This window comes from Halomonas cupida, assembly GCF_900142755.1.
Lineage (GTDB): Bacteria > Pseudomonadota > Gammaproteobacteria > Pseudomonadales > Halomonadaceae > Halomonas > Halomonas cupida.
The window spans coordinates 428,599-451,828 of the sequence record NZ_FRCA01000002.1 but is presented as its reverse complement, the minus strand read 5'-3'; the positions used below and the strand labels follow the sequence as shown (position 1 = coordinate 451,828).

Here is a 23,230-nt window from a genome sequence, read left to right as displayed (position 1 = left end):
GGTAATTGGCTGGCCAGCCCATGCCACTATTTAACGGCTATGATGATTTTGTGCATACCCTATGCAGCTTTGTAATGGGCAGGAAAACACGTAAAAATAGACGAAAGTAGTAGCCGGTGTGGTCTTGAAGTCGAATAGTAGGGATTCTTTACTTACGATATTTAAACGATTGGGCTGGTCGAGAATCAATGAAAGGGGGGCTATCGGCAAGGCCCAAGTGTGATTTCGGCCAGGCTCAGGCGTGATTTCGGCAAAGCCCGGAGGGCTGGTCGGCGGCATGCGGAAGGATCGTACTGGGACAGACGCCAAAGCGACGGCGGAAGGCGGTGGAGAAGTTGCTGGTATGGCCGTAGCCGCTTTCATAGGCGGCCAGCTGCACGCTGTGGCCATCGCGCAGTAACTCATGGGCGAGTTGCAGACGACACTCACGGAGATAGTCGAACACCGAGGTGCCGAAATGGCGCTGAAACTTGGTACGCAGGCTGCTGGGGCTCATCGATGCCATCTCGGCGAGTTGCTTGAGATGGTAGGGCTGGGCGGGGTTGTCGCGCAGGTGACGGCGGACTTGCTCCAGTCGGCGACGTTCGTCCGGAGAGAAACGGCCCTGCTTGCTGTGGGTCTGCGGCAACCCCAATGCCAGCATCTGCAGTGCCAGTGCCTCCAGCATCATCTGGCGTTGAGCGTGGGAAGGTTGTGGTTTCAGGGCCTGCTCGATGGCGGGAGCCAGGAATCCCGGTAGTGGCCAGACATGCAGCTGGGGGCGGTCGGCGCGCAGCGGTTCGATCAGACCATGTCGTTGAGCGAGGGCATGGATGGCATCGTCGTCCAGGGCCAGATTGAGTGTGCGCAGGCGTTGCTCTGCAGGCTGATGAACACGTAGGGCGGCCTCCTCGGCGAGGCGGGCACTCAAGGCATTGCCGGCTTCCATGCGCTGCTGATGACCGCCGATCTCGATCTGGATGGCGCCTTCCAGCACCACACAGACAAACAGTGGCGAGGCCATGGTCGAGCAGGAATCGTAGGCATGCAGGACTTCGACGTCGGAAAATGTCAATTGCCAGCCGGGTGTCAGTGTCTCTTCGAAGACTCGCCCCTTGAGCACCGCCTGGCTGCAACGCGGGTGGCAGGGAACGCTATTAACATGGCAATCAAATAGCTCATCCTGATCGATTTGATTGTCGTCCGCACCACACTGGCGCAGATGCGTGGATCTGCTGGTGTGGTGCGGTCTCGCGTCGGCCTGATGGCCGACGGCGGCACGTCCCTGTGCCGCCATTAACCCAACATGAAAGCATGCCGGGTTAATACCACCGGCAAAACGATAATCGATACCGTGTCGTTCACCGTAGCTGAGGAAGTCGGCGACGGTGATCAGGTTCGAGGTATCGGCGACCAGTTCGGGCAGCCCGCCGGCGAGGGGGCGAGATCCGGAGGCAGTCATGGTCTCAGTTCCCGGAAGCGGCCAGACACGTTTCATCGGTAGTGCTGTTCGTCGGCGCCTCGCGGCGTGGCGCGAACTTCTGCACCACGGCGGCACGTTTGGCCGCCCTGGTGGACGCCGTGGCTTCCAGCGGACAGTTGCCACAGTATTCGCAATCATCCAGTCGGTAGCGCAGACAGCACAGACGTCGTGTGCGATGACGCTCTCCCGTCTCGTTCTCGAGATAGCGTACCGGCATGAATAACGGATTGCGGCGACCATCCGGATACACACGATGATCCACCAGACGCAAGGCCTCATCGGCGACACCCGGCAGCGCCATGGGGTGGAGCTCGGCATTGTTGGCGAAATACTCGAAGTAGTTGCCGAAGTTGCTCCAGAACAGACGTGGCGAGGCGCCGCTCAGGCAGGAGAGCATCTCGATCAGCGGGGATACATGGCCCTGGAAAAGTGTCTCGAAGCGCTGGAAGGCATCCAGTGACGGCAGTGGCGTGCCTTCATGGGGAAGCACCAGGCGTCGGGTGCAGCCATGCTCATCGCTCTGGATGGCCATCTCGTCGAGGGTAACGGGAAGGTCGCGCTCGAGCAGCAGGTTGGCGGCCAGCGCCGGGACAACAACCGCGGCGAAGTGCCACTGGGACCAGATCGAGGCGATGGCCTTGATGTCATTGCCCTGGTGCTGGGCGGCAAGACGTTCGAGGCGCTCCTCGATAACGTTGGCGTCGAGCAGCTGGTCTGCAGGCAGTGCATCCTCCGGCAGCGTGCTACTGACCAGTGGTGGTGTCAGTTGCTCGAGAGGACCGCAATAGAGGCGGGAGAGGGCGGAGGTCATGGCACACTTTCCTGAAGCTGCTGGTAGCCTGACGCTGGCATCAGCTGATTGGGAGTAGCAGACTCCAGTATGCATTGAATGCGAATTGTTATCAAACATGCCTTGTCAGCCGACGTCGTTCAGCCTTGAAACGCGAGCAGTTCTGTACAGCGGAGTCATTCAGCCTGGCGCGGGGCTTCGGTGGGTCGTTGCCCCGGTGTGTGGAGATAGCCCGGTATGTAGCGATAGCCCGGTATGTAGCGATAGCCCGACATGTAGAGAGAAGGTCTGACTCAGCAGCAGGTCTGAGGCGCCGGGTGTTGAGATGAGTCGGGCTGAGATGAATGGGATTGAGGAGCGGGCTGCGGGTCGGTCTGAAGCTCCTCGATATGGCTGACGGTCCAGACAAGGCTGGGCGTCGGCCCTTCGTCGAGGTCCTTGCAGGTATCGACACGCAGGATGCTGATTGCCCTGCAACTGACCTGAAGACGCTGGGTGCTGCCGTCGTCATGTTGGCAATGCCACACCAACTGGCGATGTTCGTCATCTCCCTGATCGCTTTCCAGTGTCAACTCAGGCTGTCTGGGGCGAAGGTCGGTACGCTTCAACACGGCCAATTGGGCGCTCTGTTGCACGGCACTGAGTTGCGAGTCACCACGATAGCAGGGCAGATAACGTTGGCCTCTGGACTCGGCAACCAGCAGTGGCAAGGCTTGTTCAGGGCTGATGCGGCCATATTTGCGTACCGGTGACAGCACAATCATGCTTGCCGCCAGCCGGCATCCTCCGAGATGTGAGCTTTCCCACACCTTGAAGGGTAACTGGTGCTCGCCCACGGCCTTTTCCAGTGCCTGCCAGGCGGCATAACCGAATTTCGCGCAACACTTGTCCTTCTTGCCATGGGTGCAGCACAGCACCAGATCCTCGCTGACCTTGCCTGCCTGCCAGGCATCCAACGACCTGCCGGCCTGCCAGGCATCGAGAAAGGTTTCCAGATCGTCGCGCACTACATCAAAGGACAGGCGCTCGGGCATCAGGTAGATCCGATGGATATCGGACGGCTGGTCCCGGCGATGGATCAGGTTGATGCGGCGACCGCTGGCGGCAATGGCATCGAGGCGCTCGATCATCGAGTCGGGCATATCGTTGGCATGGCGCAGGCTGCGTTTCCACTTGGCGCGAGGCCAACTGATCAGCATGTTGGGCGCCGGATGAGCGGCAGTCCCGGCCAGCGGGTCGCCCTGTTGTCGACTGAGTTCGGTGCAGAAGCGATGGCTCATGACATTCGGTGCTCCGTTCCAGGGCTGTCACCGGCGGTATCTAGTGTTGGTGAGGAGGGGCGAACACGCTGCGGTACACAGATCAGGCTACCGCTGCGTGGGTCGCGGATCACCTCGGCATCAAGCTCGAAGACTCGTTTGAGGTTGGCGGCGGTGAAGACCTGTTGTGGCGTCCCACTCTCGACAATACGCCCATCACGCATCATCACCAAATGGTCCGCGTAGGCCGCTGCCAGGTTGAGGTCATGCAGCACCACCAGCAGCGTACGACCGTGTTCATGGGCCAGCCGCGTGAGCAGTTCGAGCAGGTCGACCTGTACCTTGAGATCAAGGAAGGTCGTCGGCTCGTCGAGCAGAATCAGGTCGGTGTTCTGGGCCAGCACCATGGCGATCCAGCAGCGTTGACGCTGGCCGCCGGAGAGGGCATCGACGCCCCGTTCGGCAAAATCGGTGACATCGGTATAGGCCATGGCATCGGCAATGGCACGTTCATCCTCTGCAGAATCCCGGCGCCACAACCGCTGATGGGGAAAGCGCCCCATGGCGACCAACTGACGCACGGTCAGGCCCTCGGGCGCCGTGGGACCCTGGGGCAGGATACCGAGACGGCAGGCCACATCCCGCGAGGAGCGCTGATGGATATCCTTGCCATCGAGGAGGATCTGCCCGCCGCTGGGCTTGAGTGTACGGGCCAGTGTCTTGAGCAGCGTCGACTTACCGCTACCGTTGGGACCCAGCAGTATCGTGACCTTGCCTTCGGCAACACTCAGGTCGACATCATCCAGCACTCGCCGCGATTCATAGCCGGCATGCAGGCCTTCGCCACATAGGCGAGGAGAAGCAGTAGGTCTGGGCGGTGTGACGGGCATGGATAACCGGCTCGATGGATGGTCATGGAAGCTGCTGCACACTATGACAAAACATTCTCATTTTCAATCGAAGGCGTGATCCTCTGGGAGCTGGACAGGGCGCTGGAAGGACGGTTGGAAGGCGGTCTGACGGAGGCGAGCCGGAGAGACGCTGAGGCCGTGACCATGGGACATTGGCGATAGCTGTGGTGATCTCGATGGAGGCACGAGGCCGTGCTGGTATGGGGAGGAGAAACTATGCCAATACAGGTAGACAGAATGTGCCTCAATTCTTTAAGATAATCATTCTCATTACGATAATCTCCAATATCTTGAGCTCCAGCTCTGTTTTGAGCAATAACAAGGGATACACCATTCAATGAAACGCCATGCACTCTGGCCGACAGTGTCCATGCTTGGGTTGGCCGTCTCTGCTCCGGGCCTTGCTCAGGAGGCCAACCCCGCTGAGCCAGCCTTTTCCGAACAGTCCGGTGTTTCCGAGCAGCCAGCCACTTCCGAGCAGCCGGGTACTTCTGAACAGACTAGTGCACGGACGGAACCCGCAGATGTGATGGTGGTAACGGCCTCGCGTACCGGGACCACGGTTGAGGACTCCCCGCAGACCGTGCGTATCATCACCAACGAGGAAATCCAGCAGCAGCTGCAGGTGACCACCGATTCCTCGCAGATCCTGAGCAACCTGCTACCGTCCTACTCGCCGAGCCGTCAGAAGATGAGCGGCAGTGGCGAGACCTTGCGTGGCAGGCGGCCGCTGATCCTGATCGACGGTATTCCACAGTCCAACCCGCTGCGTCCCACCGGCCGCGAAGCCCACACCATCGATTATTCGATGGTCGATCACATCGAGGTGATCCAGGGAGCCAATGCCACCAACGGCATCGGCGCTGCCGGCGGCGTCATCAATATCATCACGCGTCGCCCGGAGCCGGGGTCGTTCAATCAGCACGTCGATGTACAGATGACCACGCCGACCAGTCAGCTCAAGTCCGAGACCAACAGTTACAAGGTCAACTATGGCCTGAGTGGTAATGCCGGAGACTTCGATTACCTGTTCTCTGTCGGCTATGAGGATCAGGGGATGTTCCTCGATGGTGATGGCGACTACATCGGGGTCGATAACACCCAGGGCGACCTGATGGATTCGCGCAGCTACGACATCCTCGGCAAGCTGGCTTACTGGATCGATGATAATCAGCGCCTGCAGTTCACCGTCAATCATTATGATATCGAAGGCAACGGCGATTACGTCAGTGTTACCGGTGATCGGGAAAATGGTGTCCCGACCACTTCCGAAAGTGGCACACCGGAAGGCGACGCCCCCTTCAACGAGGTCTGGACCACTGGCCTGAGTTACGACAACTACGACCTTGAAGGTATGCACCTCAGTGCCCTTGCGTACTATCAGGACTACCAGTCGCTATTTGGTGCCACCGATTCCGGTAACTTCCAGGATCCGTCGATTGCGCCAGATGGTACGCTTTACGATCAAAGCATGGCCGAGACCCAGAAATGGGGCACCAAGCTGTCGTTGACCAACGACCAGTTATGGGACGAGCGTCTCAAGATCACTGGCGGCCTGGACACTATGGTCGACGAGACCGAGCAGTATCTGTGGCTGACCGATCGCACCTATGTGCCACCGATTCAGTACACTGATATCTCGCCGTTCCTGCAGTTCGAATTGCGTCCGGTGGATTCACTGCTGCTTTCGGCAGGGGTGCGTTATGAGTATGCCAAGCTAGATATCGACAGCTATCGGACGGTGGCGGCCAATGGCGGCGTTGATGTTGAAGGTGGTTCGCCGAGCTTCGACGAGACTCTGTTCAACTTCGGTGCCGTATGGACGCCAGTGGAGAACTGGAATCTGTTCGCCAACTACTCCGAAGGCTTCTCGGTACCCGATGTAGGGCGAGCACTGCGCGGCATCAGCGAGCCTGGCCGCTCCGTCGATAACTTCGAGAACCTGCGCCCGATCGTGACCGACAACATCGAGACCGGTGTGCGCTACGAAGGCGACCGTCTGGGTGCGGAGCTGAGCTACTACGTCTCGTCCTCCGATTTCGGTGATCGTGTCGAGGAAGTCAATGATGCCTTTGTGTTGAAGCGTGAGGAGACCGAGATCGAAGGGGTGGAAGCCTCTGTGGATTATCAGTTTACCTCCAATCACAAGGGCCGCCTGGCGTATTCGTACATGGACGGCCGCTATGATAGTGACGACAACGGCTCCCTGGATGCCAAGCTCAATGGCCTGAATGTGGCACCGGATCGCCTGATCGCCAGCTGGTCGGCGCGCTGGACTCCGGAGTTCACTTCCTTTGTCCAGGCCAACTATGCCTTCGACAAGAGCTTCGATGAGGAAGAGCGCGAGTTCGATGGCTATCTGCTGGTCGATGCTGCCGTGGGTTATGAGCTGCCGGTCGGTCAGGTGAATGTGGGTGTCGCCAACCTGTTGGACGAGGACTACGTCACTTACTACTCGCAAAGTGCACTGGTCAATGATGACCGTTACTTTGCCGGCCGTGGACGTACGGTCACGCTGGGTTATAGCGTCGACTTCTAGCGTTTGATCTCGAGAAATGAAACAACCTGGTGCTGGCCGTCACGGAAACGACCGGCACCAGGTGTCAAATGAAATCAAGTTCATAATAATACCAATCCAATAACTCTGCAGTGTGACTAGCAATGGAGGCGCTGGTGTCGTGGTGTTGTCGCCATGTTTACCAGACTGTTAATAGGCAAGGAATGTAGCGCAGGGCTCATGTGGTCATCCTGGATCTGAAAGCATCAAGCGATGATCGAGTCAGACGGTAAGTCAACATTGCGGAGCGATTATGGACATCCCCTCAAGACCTTGCTCACCGAGCGAGGCGAGTCGGCATGCGTCCCTGCATGCGCTGATGAACTGCATCATCAAGGAAATCGCCATTCCCGATGGTCTTGTGGAATATCAATGGCCTGATAATTATCAGGGGTTACCATCAAGATATATCGATATTCCACTTCATGTCAGTTGGTCAGAAGAACTTTCATTACTTGTTCTGGTGGACAGGAAGTCTGCTATTGGTAGCCAGTATTATTGTTCAGATGTGTATGTAAAGTCTCCCCGGGACCATGTGTGGCATAGTCCCGATTTCGATACTCTGGTGGTTATGCTTCTGGATAACTGCCGTGTCAACGAAACTTCAGAAACAGGCTCAATAAACAGTGAGTTGAGTGGTCAGGTCTCGCAAAGTCGACAGGTGATGGAAGATGTTCTGCGGCATGCTTCCCTCCATCAGGACTTCCGCCCGCTTCAGGACTATGCGCGCAGTGAACAGGGACTCCTGTTTGGACATCCCAATCATCCGACTCCCAAGGCCAGGCAATGGCCGAATCTGGACAATGCTCACCGTCACGCACCGGAGTTAGGTGGGGAGACAGCGCTTCACCAGTTCGAGGTGCCCCGTGACGGTCTGTGTGTCGAGACCAACCGTATCGGTGCCAGTCAAGCACTGGCGCAGGTGGCTGACCAGTCTCATCGCCAGAGTGCCGAGTATGCGGTGATCAGTATGCATCCGGTCCAGGCTGAACTGTTCCGCCGAGACGAGCGTGTCGCCGCACTGCTGCGCGATGGTGTGATTCGCGACCTTGGGGCAACCGGCCTGATCGCCAGACCCACCGCCTCGATGCGTACCTGGTATATCAAGGACCACGATTACTTCATCAAGGGCTCGCTCAATGTGCGTATTACCAACTGTGTGCGCAAGAATGCCTGGTACGAGCTGGAGAGCACTCTGGTCGTGGACCGCATCATGCACCACCTGGTGCAGCGCGATGATCCTGCGTTGGCAGGGCTGTGTGTCGCCCGGGAGCCAGCGACCCTGTATTGGGCACCGAGTGAGGCGAAAGGTGAGACCCATACCTGGTTTCGTGAGCAGACTGGCATCATCCTGCGCGAGAACTTCTGTCGTGATCAGGGTGCCTCGCGTTGCCTGTTGACCGCGACCCTGTTTGCCCGCGATGCCCAGCTGTCACCACTGGTGATGCCCTTCCTCGGCAACGGCGACTCCCAGGAGATGCCGGATGAGTCGCTGATTCTCGACTGGTTCCGCGACTACCTGGCGGTGTTGATACAGCCGGTACTGGCACTGTTCTTCCGACACGGGATCGTGATGGAGCCGCATCTGCAGAATTGTGTGCTGATTCACGACCAGGGACGTCCGTGTCAGGTGCTGCTGCGTGACTTCGAGGGCGTCAAGCTCACTGAGGACAAGGGAATCGACTGGCTGGCCGGGGAGGGCAATCTTCATCCGCGGGTACGTCAGTCGCTGACCTATAGTCGCGAGCAGGGCTGGAATCGCATCGCCTACTGCCTGTTCATCAACCATCTTTCCGAAGCGATTCTGGCGCTCAGTTGGCAGCGCCCTGCGTTATCCGATGCGCTGTGGGAGCTGGTGCGAGAAGAGCTGGTCCAGGTTCGCGAACAGCTCGATATCGAGACCCCCGAACTGGATGCGCTACTCGATGGCCAGCCGATTCCCTGCAAGACCAACTTCAAGCTGCGACTGATGGCCGAGGCGGATCGCAAGGCTCAGTACGTACAGTTACCCAGCCCGTGGTGCAGAGAGGTGGCGCATGTCTGAGTTCAATATTGCCATCCCCGGGGCGCGTGCGGATCTGCCGCTGAACGTGATTCAGGCGATCAGCAACCAGCGTCGTCAGTTGGCGGATCCCATGGCTGCCTTCTTCTATGACTTGAATGCGCTGTCCGGGCATGCTCGGCAACTCAAGGCTGAGCTGCCCGAGGGTGTCGAGCTGTACTACGCGATCAAGGCCAACAGCGAAGCACCGATCCTCGAGACCCTGGCGCCCATCGTCGATGGATTCGAGTTGTCGTCCGGCGGGGAGATTGCCCGTGCCTGTGGCTGTTCCCAGCCTCGGCCCTGGGTGTTGTCCGGTCCCGGCAAGCTGGATTCGGATATGCGTCAGGCCATCGCCAACGGTATCGAGGCCTTCCATGTCGAGAGTGTGGGTGAGATTGCGCGGTTGCAGAATATCGCCCGTGACATGGGGCAGCCGCAGTCGGTACTGCTGCGTATCAATCCGAGCCTGCCCGAGGCGGCTGGCAGCCGTTTGCAGATGGCTGGAGCTCCCACGCCCTTCGGGATTGATGAGGCTGATCTGGCCGAGGCCGTGCAGGCAGTCGACAACGCCAGTCACCTGAAGTTGGTGGGCTTTCATGTTCATGCCATGTCGCATCAGCAGGACGTCGAGCGTCACCAGCAACTGATCGCCTGGTATCTGGCGCGCTGGCCCGAATGGCAGGCGCTGGCCAGGAATCCCGAGGCGCTGGTGCAACTCAACGTCGGCGGTGGCATTGGGGTCAACTATCTGATTGACCAACCGGGCGGCGAACAGCAGTTCGACTGGCCGGCGTTGTGCCGGTCATTGGAAAGCCAATTGAACGCAATGCATAACCCGCCTCGACTACGCTTCGAGATTGGCCGCTTCCTCACCGCGTTCTGTGGCTATTACGTGATCGAGGTACTGGATCGCAAGTTCAGCCATGGCGAAGGCTTCCTGGTCTGCCGCGGAGGAACCCATCAGTTCCGCCTGCCTGCCGCCCAGAGCCATGACCACCCGGTCATTCATCTGCCCCAGGCGGGGACTGTTGATGGTGAGTCCGGCAGCTGGAGCGTCGTGGGACAGCTATGCACACCCAAGGATGTGCTCAGCCGCCATCGCCATCTGCAGAACGTGGCGGTCGGCGACCTGCTGGTCCTGCCGCTGGCGGGAGCCTACGGCTACAACATCTCCCACGCCGATTTCCTGTGTCATCCGCGCCCCGCGCAGCATTTCATTACCGAGCATCTCATTTCCGACCATGAGACTTCCATGCCACAGCTTTCCCTTGCCGACTGCACCACCCAGAATCCGGCCGATCCACGTGAGACCAGCATTGCTGTCCCCTTCACCGCCGAGGCCCAGTGGCGTCACTATCCGCGTGTCCAGCAGCGCGTGATTGGTCAGTTGCTGCAGACCTTGCTGTACGAGCAGGTCTTGAGCTATCGCGAGGCTTCGCCCTTTCCGCGCGGAGGTGAGCGTGAGTCGTGTAGTGGAGGAGAAAATGCCAATCGCCGTTTTCTGATCGAGCTGGGTGCCAACCTCTATCAGATCGACGGTTGGCAGTGTGACAGCTTCGAACTGATCCGCCTCGACTATGCCTCGATTTGCCTCCTGAGTGCGGATGGCGACGAGCAGTCACCGAGTTTTCAGCAACTGGTCGCCGATCTGAGAGCGCAGTTCGGTCAGGGAGAAGGGGGCGGTAGTGGCGCCATGCAGTCCGGCTTCATCAATGAACTGGAGCAGACCCTGATCAAGGATGCGCAGTCCGCAGCGTATCAGCAGGTGGGGTTGGAGCACCCGCAGCAGTTGGATGCCGATGCTCTTGAGCACTACTTCACCGATGCTCACAGCTATCATCCCTGCTACAAGTCGCGGCTGGGATTCTCGCTGCAGGACAACCACCGCTACGGGCCGGAGTTCGCGCTGCCGATTCGCCTGATGTGGCTGGCGGTGCCGAAGCGACTGGCGCATTGTTCCAGCGTCGATCGCATTGCCACTCGGGAGTTTGTTGATGCCGAGGCGGGGGGTGAAGTACTGGCGCGGTTGGAACGCTGGCTGGAGAGTCGGCAACTGACCCGCGACGACGTGGTGCTGATACCGGTGCACCCCTGGCAGTGGAATCACATCGCAGTGAGTGTCCTGTATCCCGAGCTGTCCCGTGGTGAGGTCCATTGTCTGGGGCAGGGCGAGGCGATCTATTCCGCACAGCAGTCGATTCGTACCCTGGCGCCACGGGATCGCCAGCGGCCCTACGTCAAGCTGGCACTGAGCATCACCAATACCTCGAGCACGCGGATTCTGGCCCGGCACACGGTCACCAACGGCCCGATCATCACCCAGTGGCTGCAGCAGCTGATCGAAACTGATGACACCGCAAGGGGACTGGGATTTGCCATCCTCGGCGAGGTTGCCGGTGCTGCAGTGGATGAGCGTGCCTTTGATGCCTCGCGCTACGCCGGGGTCTACGGCACCCTGGGGGCGATCTGGCGCGAGAACGTCAGCCAGTATCTGCGCCCCGGTGAACAGGCGGTCCCACTGAATGGCCTGAGTCAGCACCAGCGCCATGCCGATGGCTCGCAGACACCCTTCATCCAGCCCTGGATCGAGCGCTTCGGACTCGAAGCCTGGACGCGCCAACTGCTGCAGGTCAGTGTGCTGCCGATCATCCACATGCTGTATGCCGAAGGGCTGGGCATGGAGTCCCACGGCCAGAATATCGTGGTGATTCACCGCGACGGATGGCCGTTGCGTATTGCGCTCAAGGACTTCCATGACGGCGTGCGCTACAGCCCCGAGCATCTGGCTCGCCCCGAGCTGGCTCCGGAGCTGGAGCCGGTGCCTGCCAGTCACGCTGCGCTCAATCGCAACTCCTTCATCATCACCGATGACGTCGAGGCCGTGCGTGATTTCTCCTGCGATGCCTTCTTCTTCATCGCGCTGGCCGAGATGGCGATCTTCCTGCGCCGCCACTTCGCGCTGGAGGAACACGACTTCTGGGCCATGGCAGCCGATGTAGTGATTGCCTACCAGCAGTCCCATCCGCAGCATCGTGAACGTTTCGAGCTGTTTGACGTGTTCGCGCCGACCTATGAAGTGGAAGCCCTGACCAAGCGACGTATGTTCGGTGATGCCGAGCTGCAGGCGCGTCTGGTGCCCAACCCGATGGCCCCCTTCAGGCCGCAGCAGGGTGAGCGGCAGCATGAGCCAGCGGAGGCCCTATGCTGAGGACCAATCTACTCAAGCGAGCGTTGGTCGAGGGCCGCGAGGTCCATGGTGTGATGGCGTCGCTGCCGACGGCGGCATCCATCGAGTTGATCGCCGAGGCCGGCTTCGATTTCGTGATCATCGACACCGAGCATGTGCTGATCAACCCCGAAACCATCGAGCACATGATCCGCACGGCGGAGAGCTACGAGCTGACACCGCTGGTGCGGGTGGCCGACAGTGACCCCAAGGTCATGTTGCGCCTGCTCGATGCCGGTGCTCAGGGCATTGTGCTGCCCAGTATCGAGGATGCCGAAACCCTCGAGCGTGCGGTGGCCGCGTGCCGCTATGCGCCGACCGGCCAGCGCAGCCTCAATGCCGGGCGCCCGGGGTCCTTTGGCAAGTATCCGCTGAAGGACTACGTCACTCGGGCCAATGACCAGATCATGGTGGTGGCCATGATCGAGAGTCGTGCCGGGGTCGACAACATCGACGCCATTGCCGCCGTGCCGGGGCTGGATCTGCTGCTCGAGGGAGCGGCGGATCTCTCCCAGTCGTTGGGCGTCAGTTGGCAGACCCAGCACCCCGACGTCATTGAGTCCCTGCAGCGTGTCGCCGATAGCGCCCAGCGCCATGGCGTTCCCTACTGCGCCTTCCTCCGTGAGCCACAAGCCCAGGCCGACTGGCGCGCCAGAGGTGTGCGCGCCTTCATGCTGGGTGACGAACGCGGCATTGCCTTCCGCGCCTTGAGCCACGCCCTTGCCAGTGCCAGATCCTCTTCAGGAGACATGCCGTCATGAATTCAGCACAAATGCAGCCCGTATCGATGAGCCCTACGTTGATGACCTCCGCACAGACGACCCCTGAAGGGGAAAGCCACAGCAACGCTCAACAGTATGCCGAGAACCAGTTGATGCAGGCGCTGGTGGATGGCCTTTGGGTGGAAGGTTTCTTCGACGGAGTCACCGCCGAATGGCTGACGCCTGAACAGGCTGACTCACTGATCGGTGAGCTGCCCGAGCATACCCTGCTGCCCGAGTCCGTCTTGCTGAGCGAACAAGCCCTGCTGATGGAGCAGGCATCACGCCGCCTGTGGCGTTGGCAGCATGAAGCCGGTGGTTCACTGGTGATGCTGATGCAGCCGGGTATTACCCAGGCCTGGGAGAAGGTTCCCGGCAGCCGCGTTTTCCATGTCGAGGGGAACCCGGCTGGATTGGACCCGGTTGGATTGAACTCGGTTGAATTGAACCATGCCCCGTCCTGGCGTGTACTGACGCCCCGCGAGCTGATGCTGGAAGTCCTCAAGGGACAGAAGGGATTGACCGAAGACAGCCTTGGGCAGGGCGAACGGGTATTCCTCGAGGCACTGCGGGTCAGTGAGGTGCAGACGGCACTGTCGGTGGATCACCGGGTCGATACACGCCAACTGCTCGACCGCACTTCGGCGGAGTTCTTCACCGTCATGGAGCAGTGGGCCTCGCTGCTGGATCGCCCTTATCACCCCACGGCCAAGGCCAAGCAGGGGATGAGTGACAGCGAATACCTGGCCTGGATGGCCGAGTTCGCTCAACCCGTGGCACTGCTCTGGGTGGCCATTCCCCGTGACCAGATGCAGACTGGCGCCGCAGCGAATAATACCGATGGCGGTCCGGCCGCGTGGATGGCCAATGCCGAGACCCGTGACGCTCTCCAGGCTGCCCTGGCTCAGCACGGGCTGGCGGAAACCCATGTTGCTATTCCCGTGCACCCCTGGCAGCATCAGCACGCCCTGCCCAAGTGGCTGGCGCAGGCTTTCGAGGCAGGTCACTGCGTGACGCTGGAGGTCGAGTCCAAACCCTGGCTGGCCACATCCTCACTGCGCTCTCTGGCACCGATGAATGACTCGGCCCATTACCTGAAGCTGCCCATGGCCATCCACTCACTGGGGGCCTCGCGTTACCTGCCGGCGGTGAAGATGCTCAATGGCGACCTCAGCGCACGCCTGCTTCACCAGGCGCGGGACAAGGACGAACGCCTCGCTCGCTCCCTGTATCTGTGCGATGAGGGCAAGTGGTGGGCGTTCATGCCGCCGGACGCGACCCTGTTTGACGAGGCGCCACGTCACCTGTCGGCAATGGTGCGCAGCTATCCGTCACAGCTGCTCGAGGATGACAGCTACCGGCTGATTCCCATGGCAGCGCTGGGTACGCCACTGCCCGAGGGCAACCACCATTTCTTCGATGACTGGTTGGCCCATCGTGGTCTGGAGACGTCTGCCGAGACAGTGACGGGGCTGTTCACCGAGCTCTGCCAGTGCTTCTTCGAGCTCAACCTGCGCATGTTCCGCCTCGGTATGCTGGCCGAGGTGCATGGCCAGAATGCGGTACTGGTGTGGAAGGACGGTCAGTGTGACGGCCTGCTGCTGCGTGACCATGACTCGTTGCGTATCACGGTATCGCGTCTGGAAGAGCACGGTATGGAAGACCCGTGCTACTGCATCAAACCGGGACATGCCAATACCCTGTACCACGATGACCTCGAGGCGCTGCTGTTCTGGATGCAGACGCTGGCGATCCAGGTCAATCTGCGTGCCATCATCGACACTCTGGCTGGACACTACGCGATTCCTGCAGCATCGCTATGGACCGCCATGGCCCAGGTGATCGACAGCCAGATCGAGGCGATACCGTTCTCGGCAGAAGACCGTCAACTGTTGCGTGGCCAACTGTTGGAAGCCGAAGACTGGCCGTACAAGCTGCTGATCGCCCCGATCATCGAGCGTGCCGGTGGTCCCGGCAGCATGCCGTTCGGCACCGGGCGAACCACCAATCCCTTCCGGCAGGTGGCAGTGTTGGAGGAATAGGGCAACCACTGGAGCTGATGTTGCGGTAATGCCAAGGCGGCGCTCGATGAGCGCCGCCGTTTTTCGTACGGGCAGCAGAAAACTCAGACAGCAGCAAATTCAGGCGGCAGCAAATTCAGACTGCGGCAAATTGCGTGAACTCAAGGCAGGTAACGCTACCTCTCTATTACCGAATCCCCTCTTGCTACCGAAACCACTCTGGATGGTCCTGCAGCAGTTGCTGACGCTTCTGTTGTTCCTGTTGCTGCTTGGTCAGGGCGGCTTCGGCGAGGGCGTCGGCGCGGTGCGGTGGGACGATGAACAGGCCGTCGTCGTCGCCGATGATCAGGTCGCCGGGGTTGATGGTTACGCCGTTGATGGCGACGGCGGTGTTGATCTCGCCTTCCAGCTCCAGGGCGCGGGTGGTCAGCGGGCTGGCGCCACGGCTGAATACCGGCAGGTTGAGCCGGGCAATGTGCTTCCAGTCGGTGATCGCGCCGGAGGTGACCACGCCAGCCAGCTGCTTCTGCATGGCGGCGTAGGCGCGAAACTCGCCCCAGCAGGCGCGACGCTCATCGCCGGAGACATCGATCACCAGCACATCCCCGGGGCAGGCCATCTTCAGTGCTTCGCGAATGATGCTGCCATCGCCATGGGGAATACGTACCGTCAGCGCTGGCCCGAGCAGGCGCAGAGGACGACGCACGGGTGTCAGCGAGCTGATGGCCCCGAAGTCGGTCAAGTGACCCAGAGTGGAGGTGTCGATGTCGCGGAAGCGCTCCAGCGTCTCCGTCGGGAAGGCCGTGCTGCGCGGCTGGATATGAAACATCAGTCTCGGGTCCTGTAGAGCAGATAGACGAAGAAGGGCGCGCCGATCCCGGAAACGAAGATACCCGCCGGCAGATCACGGGGCAGGAAGGCCACGCGACCCAGCAGGTCGGCATACAGCAGAATCAGTGCCCCGGTGAGGGCAGCGACCGGCACCAGCCGAGCGAAGCCTCGGCCCACCAGAAGGCTGGCGATATGCGGCGCGATCAGTCCGACGAAACTCAGGCCCCCGGCATAGGCCACGGCGGCACCCGCCAGCGCCACGCTGCAACCGATCAGCACCAGGCGGCTGCGCGCCACATTGACGCCGAGACCGATGGCGACCATATCGCCCAGCCGCAGTGCATCCATGTGCCGGGCATGGCTCAGGGCCAGCGGAATGCACAGCAGCAGCCATGGCAACATGCCCACCACATCCCGCCACTGAGCGGCATAGATGCTGCCGGTGAGCCACACATAGGCATGCATGGCAGCGGCATCGTCACTGATTACGATCAATAGCGTGGTGACCGCCCCCATGGCCGCCGACAGACCAATCCCCACCAGCACCATCCGACCGGGCGCCACGCCTTTTTTCCACGCCAGCGAGAACACCAGCAGCATGGCTGCTGTGGCACCCAGCATGGCCGCTGCCGGCAGCCAGACAATGCTCAGGGTGCCGGTGAGCAGCGCCAGGAACAGTACCGCCAGCAGCGACGCGCCACTGGTGATGCCGATCACATCCGGCGAGGCCAGCGGGTTGCGCACGATGCCCTGGAGGATGGCACCGGCCACGGCCAGCGCTGCGCCGACCAGCACTGCGAGAAGAATACGAGGCAGGCGCAGTTCCCAGACAATAAAGGCGATATCGCTCTGCGCCGGCTGAATCAGTGCTTCAATCACCGCCGCGGGCGCGGTCGGATAACTGCCCAGGCACAGCGAAGCGAAGACACTCGCCAGCAGTACCAGCGATAGAGTCAGCGCGATGCTGATGACACGTCGGCGATCCGATGTTTGTTGTTGATGATCGGGCAGGGCGAGAGACTGACTCATGACGCGCTGGCCCCCCGCCGGGCGAGATGGATGAACAGCGGAGTGCCGAGCAACGCGGTCATGATGCCCACCGGGACCTCCTGGGGCGGCATCAGAAAGCGACCCAGCAGATCCGCCGACAGCAACAGGCTGGCGCCGAGCAGCGCGCAACCGGGCAGCATCCAGCGATGGTCAAGGCCAAAGAGCCCGCGGGCCATATGTGGCACGATCAAGCCAACGAAGCCGATCATGCCTGCGATGGCCACCGAACTGCCGGCCAGCAGGATCACCACCACCCCGAGCAGCAACTTGATGGCCCCGGCATTGATACCCAGCCCGGTGACCATCTCATCCCCCAGCATCAGCGCATTGGCGTGGCGTACCAGGCAGATGCACAACAGCAGCGCGATGGCGAACAGTGGCAGCAATGGCTCGAGGGCGGCAAGATCGCGACCCGCCACCGAGCCTGCCAACCAGTAGAGCACGCTCTCGAACCCCTGCTGGTCGGCGATCAACAGGCCCTGGCTGAAGGACACGAACAGCGCCGTCACTGCCACGCCTGCCAGCACCACACGCAGTGGCGAGAGCTCGCCGTGACGACCACGGCTGAGCAGGAAGACCAGCAGGGCGGCCAGACAGGCACCGGCCAGTGCCGCCCAGACATACTCGGCGGGGGAGCGCAGCTGCAGAATCGACACCGAGACCACCACCAGAAACATCGCCCCGGCGTTGATGCCGAGAATGCCCGGTGAGGCCAGCGGGTTGCGGGTCATGGTCTGCATCAGGGCACCGGCAATGGCCAGACTGGCACCCACCAGACTGGCCACCACCGCCCGAGGCAGGCGCTCGGAGAGCAGGATGATGTGGTTGACCGAGGTGGGGTCGTAATGCCACAGGGCGTCGCCCAGCGCAGTAAGGGGCATCGGGGTATTACCCAGCGCCACACTGGCGACAAAGGCCACCAGCATCAACACGGTCCCCAGGATCAGCCCGAGGATCTTCCAGGATCGGCGGTTCAGCAACGCGTGCTCCATTCAACAGATTCAGTCATTAACGACTAGCTTCGAGCTGGCCCATGTTCGTTCCCGACGAACATGGGCACTTCCCACGTCCCTGTGGGTCGCGAGCTTCGAGCTAGCGTGGCCCAGGGTCTTGGGACCCCTGATCTTGAAGTCCCTGATTTTCAAAACCCTGACTTTCAATACCCTGATTTTCAAAACCATAGTGCGCGTACAGGTCATCCAGCATCAGGTTGGCGGCGAGGATGCCGCCACCCATGATCCAACTCACCGGGTCGACTTCGTAGACTCTTCCGGCCTGTACCGCATCCAGCTGTTGCCACAGCGGATGCGACGACCAGTCACGATAGTTGTCCATGATCGCGGGGTCGTTGGGGTCCAGCAGCAGGAACAGCACATCGGCATTGAGTACCGGTATGTTCTCCTTGCTGGAGAGCTTCATGCCCCAGCCCTCGTCCTCGATGGACTCCGGTTGGGTAAAGCCGATCTCATCGAGAATCGAGCCGGCGAAGCCGGTGCTGTAGATACGCACATGGTCGCTCTTGAAGCGCACCACGGCAGCCTTCTGCGGCCATTCGTCGCCGAGCTTATCGGCAATTCGAATGCGGAAGTCGGCGACCCGCTCATTCCAGTCATCCAGCAACTGATTGGCGCGCTGTTCACGGCCAGTTGCCTCACCGAGCATTCGCAGGCTGTCCCTGAAGTCGAACACCTGACGCTGGGCCACCGTGGGTGCGATACGCTCCAGCAGCGGCCGTACCCGCTCGTGACGGAAGCGAGTGGCCACAATCAGGTCCGGCTTGAGCCAGGCGATCTGTTCCAGGTTGGGTTGGGTCTCGAGACCGACATGTTCGACGCCTTCCAGCTCGTCACGCAGGTAGCGGTACATCGGTCGTTCCATCCAGGAATCGACCACCCCAACCGGGGTGATGCCCAGAGCCACGGCACTGTCGGTGGCGCCCTGATAGAGGGTGACGATGCGCTGAGGCGTGCCCTCGATCCGCGTTTCGCCGAACTCACTGGTGACGGTATGCGTGTCCTGATACAGGTCCTTGGCCAGGCTCATCTGGCTCAGGCTGAAGGGCATTGCCAGTAGCAGGAATGACAGCAGGCGACGCGCCAGTCGCGGTGTGGAAATCATGGACGTGTCCGGCAGGGGGCAGGAGAGGGAGCATCCTGCCGCTGCTCACGGCGCAAGGTCAAGGCCAGCGGGATCATGCAGGCGGTCAGCAGTGCCAGGCCGAGAAAGGCCTCCTGCGAGGCCAGCGTGCTGGCCTGGGCCATGGAGTCACCGGCCGCGAGGCCCTGCGTCAGGCGCAGATCGTAATACAGCGAGAGCACCACCACGCCGAGGGACGACACCAGGCGCCGGGCGATATTGTTCATCGCCGCCCCCTGGGCGAGGCTGGTATCCGGCAGCGCATTGAGACCGACAGTGGTCGACGGCAGATAGGCAAAGCCCTGGCCGACCCCGCGTAGTCCCATCAAGCCGGCCACCATCCAGAACGGAGCCAACTGGCTCTGCAGGCCCATGCCGATCAGGCTGGCAGCGGTAATGAAGAGGCCCCCGGCAACCACCCAGCGCGGTGGATAGCGATCGATCATGCTGCCTGCCAGAGGAGAGCAACAGGCGGCGGCGATGGCGGTGGGCAGGAAGACCAGGCCGGTGGCCAGAGCGCTGAAGCCCAACGCGTGCTGCATCCACAGTGGTACCAGCAGAATACAGCCGAAGGTGATCACTGCCTGCACACAGGCAATGATCACGCTGGTGCGATAGCGGGATACCGCGAACAGGCCGAGATCGAGCAGTGGCTGGGCGACCCGGCGCTCGACACTGACGAAGGCCAGCAACAGCCCGATACCCAGCAGCAGGGGACCTGCGTGGTCGAGACGACTCAGGTCGTCCAGCGATGAGGTGGTACCGAGGCTGAACAGCACAGCCCCCATCCCCAGTGTCACCAGCACAAAACCCAGCGCATCGAAGCGGCGCTGGCGGTTGGGCTTGTCACGCTCGAGGTAGAGGTGTCCGCAGATCAGGGCCGCCAGTGCAAAGGGCAGGTTCATCACGAACAACATCCGCCAGTGGCTGACCTCCAGCAGCAGGCCACCGACGCTGGGGCCAATGGCCGGAGCGATCATCACCGCGAAGCCCCAGATGCCGCTGACCTTGCCGCGTTTGTCGTTCGGGTAGCTGGCAAAGATCAACGACAACGACAACGGAATCATCAACCCCGCCGCGATGCCCTGAATACCACGCGCAAGCAGAATACCGTTCAGCCCCTGAGCCAGACTGCCCAGTAGTGAACCGCCGAGAAACAGCCACAGGCCGATCAGATAGATGCGTCGGCGAGCGAAGCGGTCAGCGAGATAGCCGGTCAACGGCATGGTCATGCCCATGCTGATCAGGAACAGTGTCACCACCCAACTGACCTGCACTGCACTGGCCCCGAACACATTCATCAACTCGGCAATCGCCAGGTTCAGGGCACTGTTGTTGAGGCTGACAGTGAAGGTACCCAGCAGAACGCTGATCAGGACCTTGCTGCCGTGCTGCGATTCTTTCGGCATGGGTTTTGGCTGGGCTTGAGGAGTGAACGGGTAAGACTGAATTCGCAAACTTGAATATTGAGCTCTTGCGGAAAATCTGTGGGCGAATGAGAGTCGCACATCGCACTTGATAATGCAACGCATTATCAAGTGCGGAGAAGTAGCCGGTGGGAAGGATGGTTATTAACCCGGCATGCTTTCATGTTGGGTTTATGGCGGCACAGGGACGTGCCGCCGTCGGCCATCAGGCCGACGCGAGACCGCATCACACCAGCAGATCCGAGCATCTGTGCCAGTGTGGTGCGGACGACAATCAAATCGATCAGGATGAGCTATTTGATTGCCATGTTAATAGTGAGTGGGGATAGACTGCGAGGGGGGGCGATAACGAGGGAGGATAGACAGAGAGGGAGGATAGACAGCGAGAAGAACAGACCTCGGAGAGGGAAAGCCGCGGCGAGGAAAGGCTGCCGTCGCCAGGGACGGCAGCCGTGAGCCGGATCAGAAATCCATCGACCAACTGAGCGTATAGGTGCGACCGCGGCCCTGGTAGTCGTACAGATACTCGGGGCCGTAGTAGGGCGAATAGAACATCGCCGCGCGCTGGCCCCAGACGGTGGAGTATTGCTCGTCGAGCAGGTTGCCGATACCCAGACTCAGGGTACCCACTTCGATGTCCTGGCTCATGGCCAGGTCGAAGGTGGTGTAGCCATCGACCTGGCGGTCCTCGTTGTCCTCGATATTGTGGGCATGGCTGGCCTGCAGCCGTGCGCTGCGACCGGCGTCGTAGTCGTTCCAGCCGACAAAGGCAGTGGCCGAGGACAGGGAGGCGTAGCGGGCATCTCGTTTGACCCAGTCTCCATCGTCATCTTCCTGCTCGGAGCGCACTAGGTGCAGGGTGCCGCCGACCTCGATGCCGTTGTCGAAGTAACGAGTGACCGCCGCTTCCAGGCCGTAGTCACGCTTCTTCTCGTCGACCACGCTGACGCTCAGATCCTCGGCGTTCTCCATCGCCTTGTCCGACCAGGCGTAGTAGAGCGCGGCCTGGGTCATCCAGTCGGCATTGTTGAAACGCCAGCCCAGCTCGACCTGATTGGTCTTGATGGCATCCAGCGGATTCTCGTCGACGCTGACATCCGGGCTCTTGCCGTAGTACTTGGCCGGGTCCGGCAGCTCGAAGCCCTGGCTGAACTGCAGCCAGTTCTGGTTGCCGTTGCCCCAATCGTAGAGAGCACCGAGGTTGGCCAGGGTGGCGTCATAGTCGTTCTCACCACCGGGCACTGTCTTGAAGTCCTCGACCTCGACATCCATATGCTGCTGGCGCAGGCCGCCAGTAAGGGTCAGGCCATCGGTGATCTTCCACTCGCTCTGGGCGAAGGCGGCGTAGGTATCGACCTGATAACTCGGATAGCGCGGCTCGACGCGGCTGTTCTCCTGCACCAGGCCGCCGCTGGCGTTGGAGGTCGGAATATCGAAGTACATCTGGTCGGCATCGAAGGACTCGCGATCCCAGTCCAGACCGTAGTTCAGCGTCACCGTGTTGTTGAAGTCAGCCTCGAACAGCGCCTTGAGACCACCCATATCGGTGTTCTGCTTGGAGGTGCGGAACTCGATGCCATCTGGGGTGGAATAGGGGAAGGCGTGGAAGCTGGATTCTTCCTCGCGGTAGTAACCCTGCAGATAGAAGTTCTGACCCAGTAGATCGGCATGGTGGTACTGCACATTGACCATACGCCGATCCGTCTGGGGCTCACGGTCCGAGCTATAGCCATCACGGATATCGGCGTCGTTGAGATCCGGCACCGGCGCATCGAGGTTGGGGAAGTAGACGTCGCGATCGCCTTCGTAACCGGAGCGATACAGCTGCGCGCCCAGGGTCAGCGTCTGATCCTCGGCCAACTGGACATTGAGGTTGCCCATGATGTCGATGCTGCGGTTGTCCTGCAGATCGGTCTGGGCGATATCCGGGAAGATCTCGTCGCCACTGCCATCGTAGAAGCGACCGTTGTCCTGATAGGCCACCGCCAGGCGCCCATTGACCCGCTCACTGCCACCGCTGACCGACTGCGCCAGACGGTATTGGGCATCGTTGGAGTTGTTGAAGCCCGTGGTCACCCCGGCTTCAGTGGAGAAGTGACGACCGGCGCCTTCTCCCTTGCGGGTGATGATATTGATCAACCCACCGGTAGCACCGCCGCCATACAGGCTGGTGGCACCCGACAGCACCTCGATACGCTCGATATTGAACGGATCAATGGAGTCGAACTGGCGAGACAGGCTGCGCGAACCGTTCATCGACACACCGTCGATCAGCACCTGTGCCGTACGACCACGCATGTTCTGGCCATAGTTGGTACGGCCCTGAGGCGCCAGATCCATGCCCGGCACCAGTTGGCCCAGCGCCGTCTTCAGATCCGCACCGGTGTGCAGTTGAGTATCCAACTGCTCGCGGTCGATGACCCATACCGCACCGGGAATCTCACTGATGGCGCGTGGCGTGCGCGAGCCCACCACCACCATGGTGTCCTGCGTCTGGCTCTCCGCTGGAGCGGCGGAGGTCGCGCTGACCGAGGTGGTACCGCCATCGCCTGAGCTGACGGTTTGGGAACTGATAGTTTCGGAGCTGACAGTTTCGGAGCTGGTGGAGTCCGAACTGGTAGAGTCTGGGCTGATAGAAACAGGCGAGGTCTGGGCAAATGCCAGACCGGGTACCGTGGTGGCAGCCACCAGTACCAGATGGGTCATCCTGGGTGTGTTCATGCTTTGCCTTGAAGGATCCGGGAGAAGTTGTGTT

General features: G+C 60.7%; 16 protein-coding genes. 6 read left to right on the top strand and 10 right to left on the bottom strand.

Annotation, left to right across the window (positions count from 1 at the left end; genetic code table 11):
* Positions 1-235: 235 nt before the first annotated feature.
* The 4 genes from BUE38_RS06160 to BUE38_RS06145 all read right to left on the bottom strand — a co-directional run bounded on the left by BUE38_RS06160 (position 236) and on the right by BUE38_RS06145 (position 4,401).
* The gene (locus BUE38_RS06160) at positions 236-1,441 is read right to left on the bottom strand and encodes a helix-turn-helix transcriptional regulator (protein ID WP_159438861.1); all 1,206 of its coding nucleotides are present in this window, start codon (positions 1,439-1,441) and stop codon (positions 236-238) included.
* A gap of 4 nt (positions 1,442-1,445) precedes the next feature.
* Positions 1,446-2,273: a siderophore-iron reductase FhuF gene (gene fhuF / locus BUE38_RS06155; protein WP_073434124.1), complete on the bottom strand. Its 828-nt coding sequence runs from the start codon at positions 2,271-2,273 to the stop codon at positions 1,446-1,448.
* A gap of 272 nt (positions 2,274-2,545) precedes the next feature.
* Positions 2,546-3,532 (bottom strand): sucrase ferredoxin, encoded by a 987-nt coding sequence (locus tag BUE38_RS06150; protein WP_073434123.1) that lies wholly within the window; start codon positions 3,530-3,532, stop codon positions 2,546-2,548.
* Positions 3,529-4,401, bottom strand: a complete 873-nt coding sequence (locus tag BUE38_RS06145) for an ABC transporter ATP-binding protein (RefSeq protein WP_073434122.1) — start codon at positions 4,399-4,401, stop codon at positions 3,529-3,531. The genes BUE38_RS06150 and BUE38_RS06145 overlap by 4 nt, the downstream gene beginning before the upstream one ends.
* Before the next feature lie 358 nt (positions 4,402-4,759).
* Between BUE38_RS06145 and BUE38_RS06140 the strand changes: the two genes are divergently transcribed.
* The 5 genes from BUE38_RS06140 to BUE38_RS06110 all read left to right on the top strand — a co-directional run bounded on the left by BUE38_RS06140 (position 4,760) and on the right by BUE38_RS06110 (position 15,052).
* Positions 4,760-6,961 (top strand): TonB-dependent receptor, encoded by a 2,202-nt coding sequence (locus BUE38_RS06140; protein WP_084541761.1) that lies wholly within the window; start codon positions 4,760-4,762, stop codon positions 6,959-6,961.
* Between the two features lie 682 nt (positions 6,962-7,643).
* The gene (locus tag BUE38_RS06135) at positions 7,644-9,023 is read left to right on the top strand and encodes an IucA/IucC family protein (RefSeq protein ID WP_234986792.1); all 1,380 of its coding nucleotides are present in this window, start codon (positions 7,644-7,646) and stop codon (positions 9,021-9,023) included.
* The gene (locus tag BUE38_RS23235; RefSeq protein WP_084541760.1) at positions 9,016-12,231 is read left to right on the top strand and encodes an IucA/IucC family protein; all 3,216 of its coding nucleotides are present in this window, start codon (positions 9,016-9,018) and stop codon (positions 12,229-12,231) included. Before BUE38_RS06135 ends, BUE38_RS23235 begins: the two co-directional genes overlap by 8 nt.
* On the top strand, positions 12,225-13,010 hold the full coding sequence (locus tag BUE38_RS06115; RefSeq protein ID WP_073434120.1) for an HpcH/HpaI aldolase family protein: 786 nt from the start codon (positions 12,225-12,227) through the stop codon (positions 13,008-13,010). The genes BUE38_RS23235 and BUE38_RS06115 overlap by 7 nt, the downstream gene beginning before the upstream one ends.
* A complete protein-coding gene (locus tag BUE38_RS06110) occupies positions 13,007-15,052 on the top strand; it encodes an IucA/IucC family protein (protein WP_200802148.1) in 2,046 nt (681 codons plus the stop codon). Before BUE38_RS06115 ends, BUE38_RS06110 begins: the two co-directional genes overlap by 4 nt.
* A gap of 184 nt (positions 15,053-15,236) precedes the next feature.
* Here BUE38_RS06110 and BUE38_RS06105 read toward each other — a convergent pair whose 3' ends face one another.
* The 5 genes from BUE38_RS06105 to BUE38_RS06085 form a co-directional block, all read right to left on the bottom strand.
* Entirely contained in the window at positions 15,237-15,860 is a 624-nt protein-coding gene (locus BUE38_RS06105; RefSeq protein WP_073434119.1) for an RraA family protein, read from the bottom strand.
* A complete protein-coding gene (locus tag BUE38_RS06100; RefSeq protein WP_073434118.1) occupies positions 15,860-16,891 on the bottom strand; it encodes a FecCD family ABC transporter permease in 1,032 nt (343 codons plus the stop codon). Before BUE38_RS06100 ends, BUE38_RS06105 begins: the two co-directional genes overlap by 1 nt.
* Positions 16,888-17,892: a FecCD family ABC transporter permease gene (locus tag BUE38_RS06095; RefSeq protein WP_073434117.1), complete on the bottom strand. Its 1,005-nt coding sequence runs from the start codon at positions 17,890-17,892 to the stop codon at positions 16,888-16,890. Before BUE38_RS06095 ends, BUE38_RS06100 begins: the two co-directional genes overlap by 4 nt.
* A gap of 112 nt (positions 17,893-18,004) precedes the next feature.
* The gene (locus BUE38_RS06090) at positions 18,005-19,030 is read right to left on the bottom strand and encodes an ABC transporter substrate-binding protein (RefSeq protein ID WP_084541759.1); all 1,026 of its coding nucleotides are present in this window, start codon (positions 19,028-19,030) and stop codon (positions 18,005-18,007) included.
* The gene (locus tag BUE38_RS06085; RefSeq protein WP_073434116.1) at positions 19,027-20,457 is read right to left on the bottom strand and encodes an MDR family MFS transporter; all 1,431 of its coding nucleotides are present in this window, start codon (positions 20,455-20,457) and stop codon (positions 19,027-19,029) included. Before BUE38_RS06085 ends, BUE38_RS06090 begins: the two co-directional genes overlap by 4 nt.
* Positions 20,458-20,648: 191 nt before the next feature.
* Here BUE38_RS06085 and BUE38_RS22895 point away from each other — a divergent pair, with 191 nt between their 5' ends.
* Complete coding sequence (locus tag BUE38_RS22895) at positions 20,649-20,804, top strand: hypothetical protein (protein ID WP_159438860.1); 156 nt, start codon at positions 20,649-20,651, stop codon at positions 20,802-20,804.
* A 133-nt stretch (positions 20,805-20,937) separates the two neighbouring features.
* Here BUE38_RS22895 and BUE38_RS06080 read toward each other — a convergent pair whose 3' ends face one another.
* Positions 20,938-23,196 (bottom strand): TonB-dependent receptor, encoded by a 2,259-nt coding sequence (locus BUE38_RS06080; protein WP_234986791.1) that lies wholly within the window; start codon positions 23,194-23,196, stop codon positions 20,938-20,940.
* Positions 23,197-23,230: the final 34 nt, after the last annotated feature.

Bases quoted from the DNA above. Each gene is read 5' to 3' on its own strand.
- BUE38_RS06160 (WP_159438861.1), bottom strand. From the start codon at position 1,441: ATGACTGCCTCCGGATCTCGCCCCCTCGCCGGCGGGCTGCCCGAACTG.
- fhuF (WP_073434124.1), bottom strand. From the start codon at position 2,273: ATGACCTCCGCCCTCTCCCGCCTCTATTGCGGTCCTCTCGAGCAACTG.
- BUE38_RS06150 (WP_073434123.1), bottom strand. From the start codon at position 3,532: ATGAGCCATCGCTTCTGCACCGAACTCAGTCGACAACAGGGCGACCCG.
- BUE38_RS06145 (WP_073434122.1), bottom strand. From the start codon at position 4,401: ATGCCCGTCACACCGCCCAGACCTACTGCTTCTCCTCGCCTATGTGGC.
- BUE38_RS06140 (WP_084541761.1), top strand. From the start codon at position 4,760: ATGAAACGCCATGCACTCTGGCCGACAGTGTCCATGCTTGGGTTGGCC.
- BUE38_RS06135 (WP_234986792.1), top strand. From the start codon at position 7,644: ATGGAAGATGTTCTGCGGCATGCTTCCCTCCATCAGGACTTCCGCCCG.
- BUE38_RS23235 (WP_084541760.1), top strand. From the start codon at position 9,016: ATGTCTGAGTTCAATATTGCCATCCCCGGGGCGCGTGCGGATCTGCCG.
- BUE38_RS06115 (WP_073434120.1), top strand. From the start codon at position 12,225: ATGCTGAGGACCAATCTACTCAAGCGAGCGTTGGTCGAGGGCCGCGAG.
- BUE38_RS06110 (WP_200802148.1), top strand. From the start codon at position 13,007: ATGAATTCAGCACAAATGCAGCCCGTATCGATGAGCCCTACGTTGATG.
- BUE38_RS06105 (WP_073434119.1), bottom strand. From the start codon at position 15,860: ATGTTTCATATCCAGCCGCGCAGCACGGCCTTCCCGACGGAGACGCTG.
- BUE38_RS06100 (WP_073434118.1), bottom strand. From the start codon at position 16,891: ATGAGTCAGTCTCTCGCCCTGCCCGATCATCAACAACAAACATCGGAT.
- BUE38_RS06090 (WP_084541759.1), bottom strand. From the start codon at position 19,030: ATGATTTCCACACCGCGACTGGCGCGTCGCCTGCTGTCATTCCTGCTA.
- BUE38_RS06085 (WP_073434116.1), bottom strand. From the start codon at position 20,457: ATGCCGAAAGAATCGCAGCACGGCAGCAAGGTCCTGATCAGCGTTCTG.
- BUE38_RS22895 (WP_159438860.1), top strand. From the start codon at position 20,649: ATGGCGGCACAGGGACGTGCCGCCGTCGGCCATCAGGCCGACGCGAGA.
- BUE38_RS06080 (WP_234986791.1), bottom strand. From the start codon at position 23,196: ATGAACACACCCAGGATGACCCATCTGGTACTGGTGGCTGCCACCACG.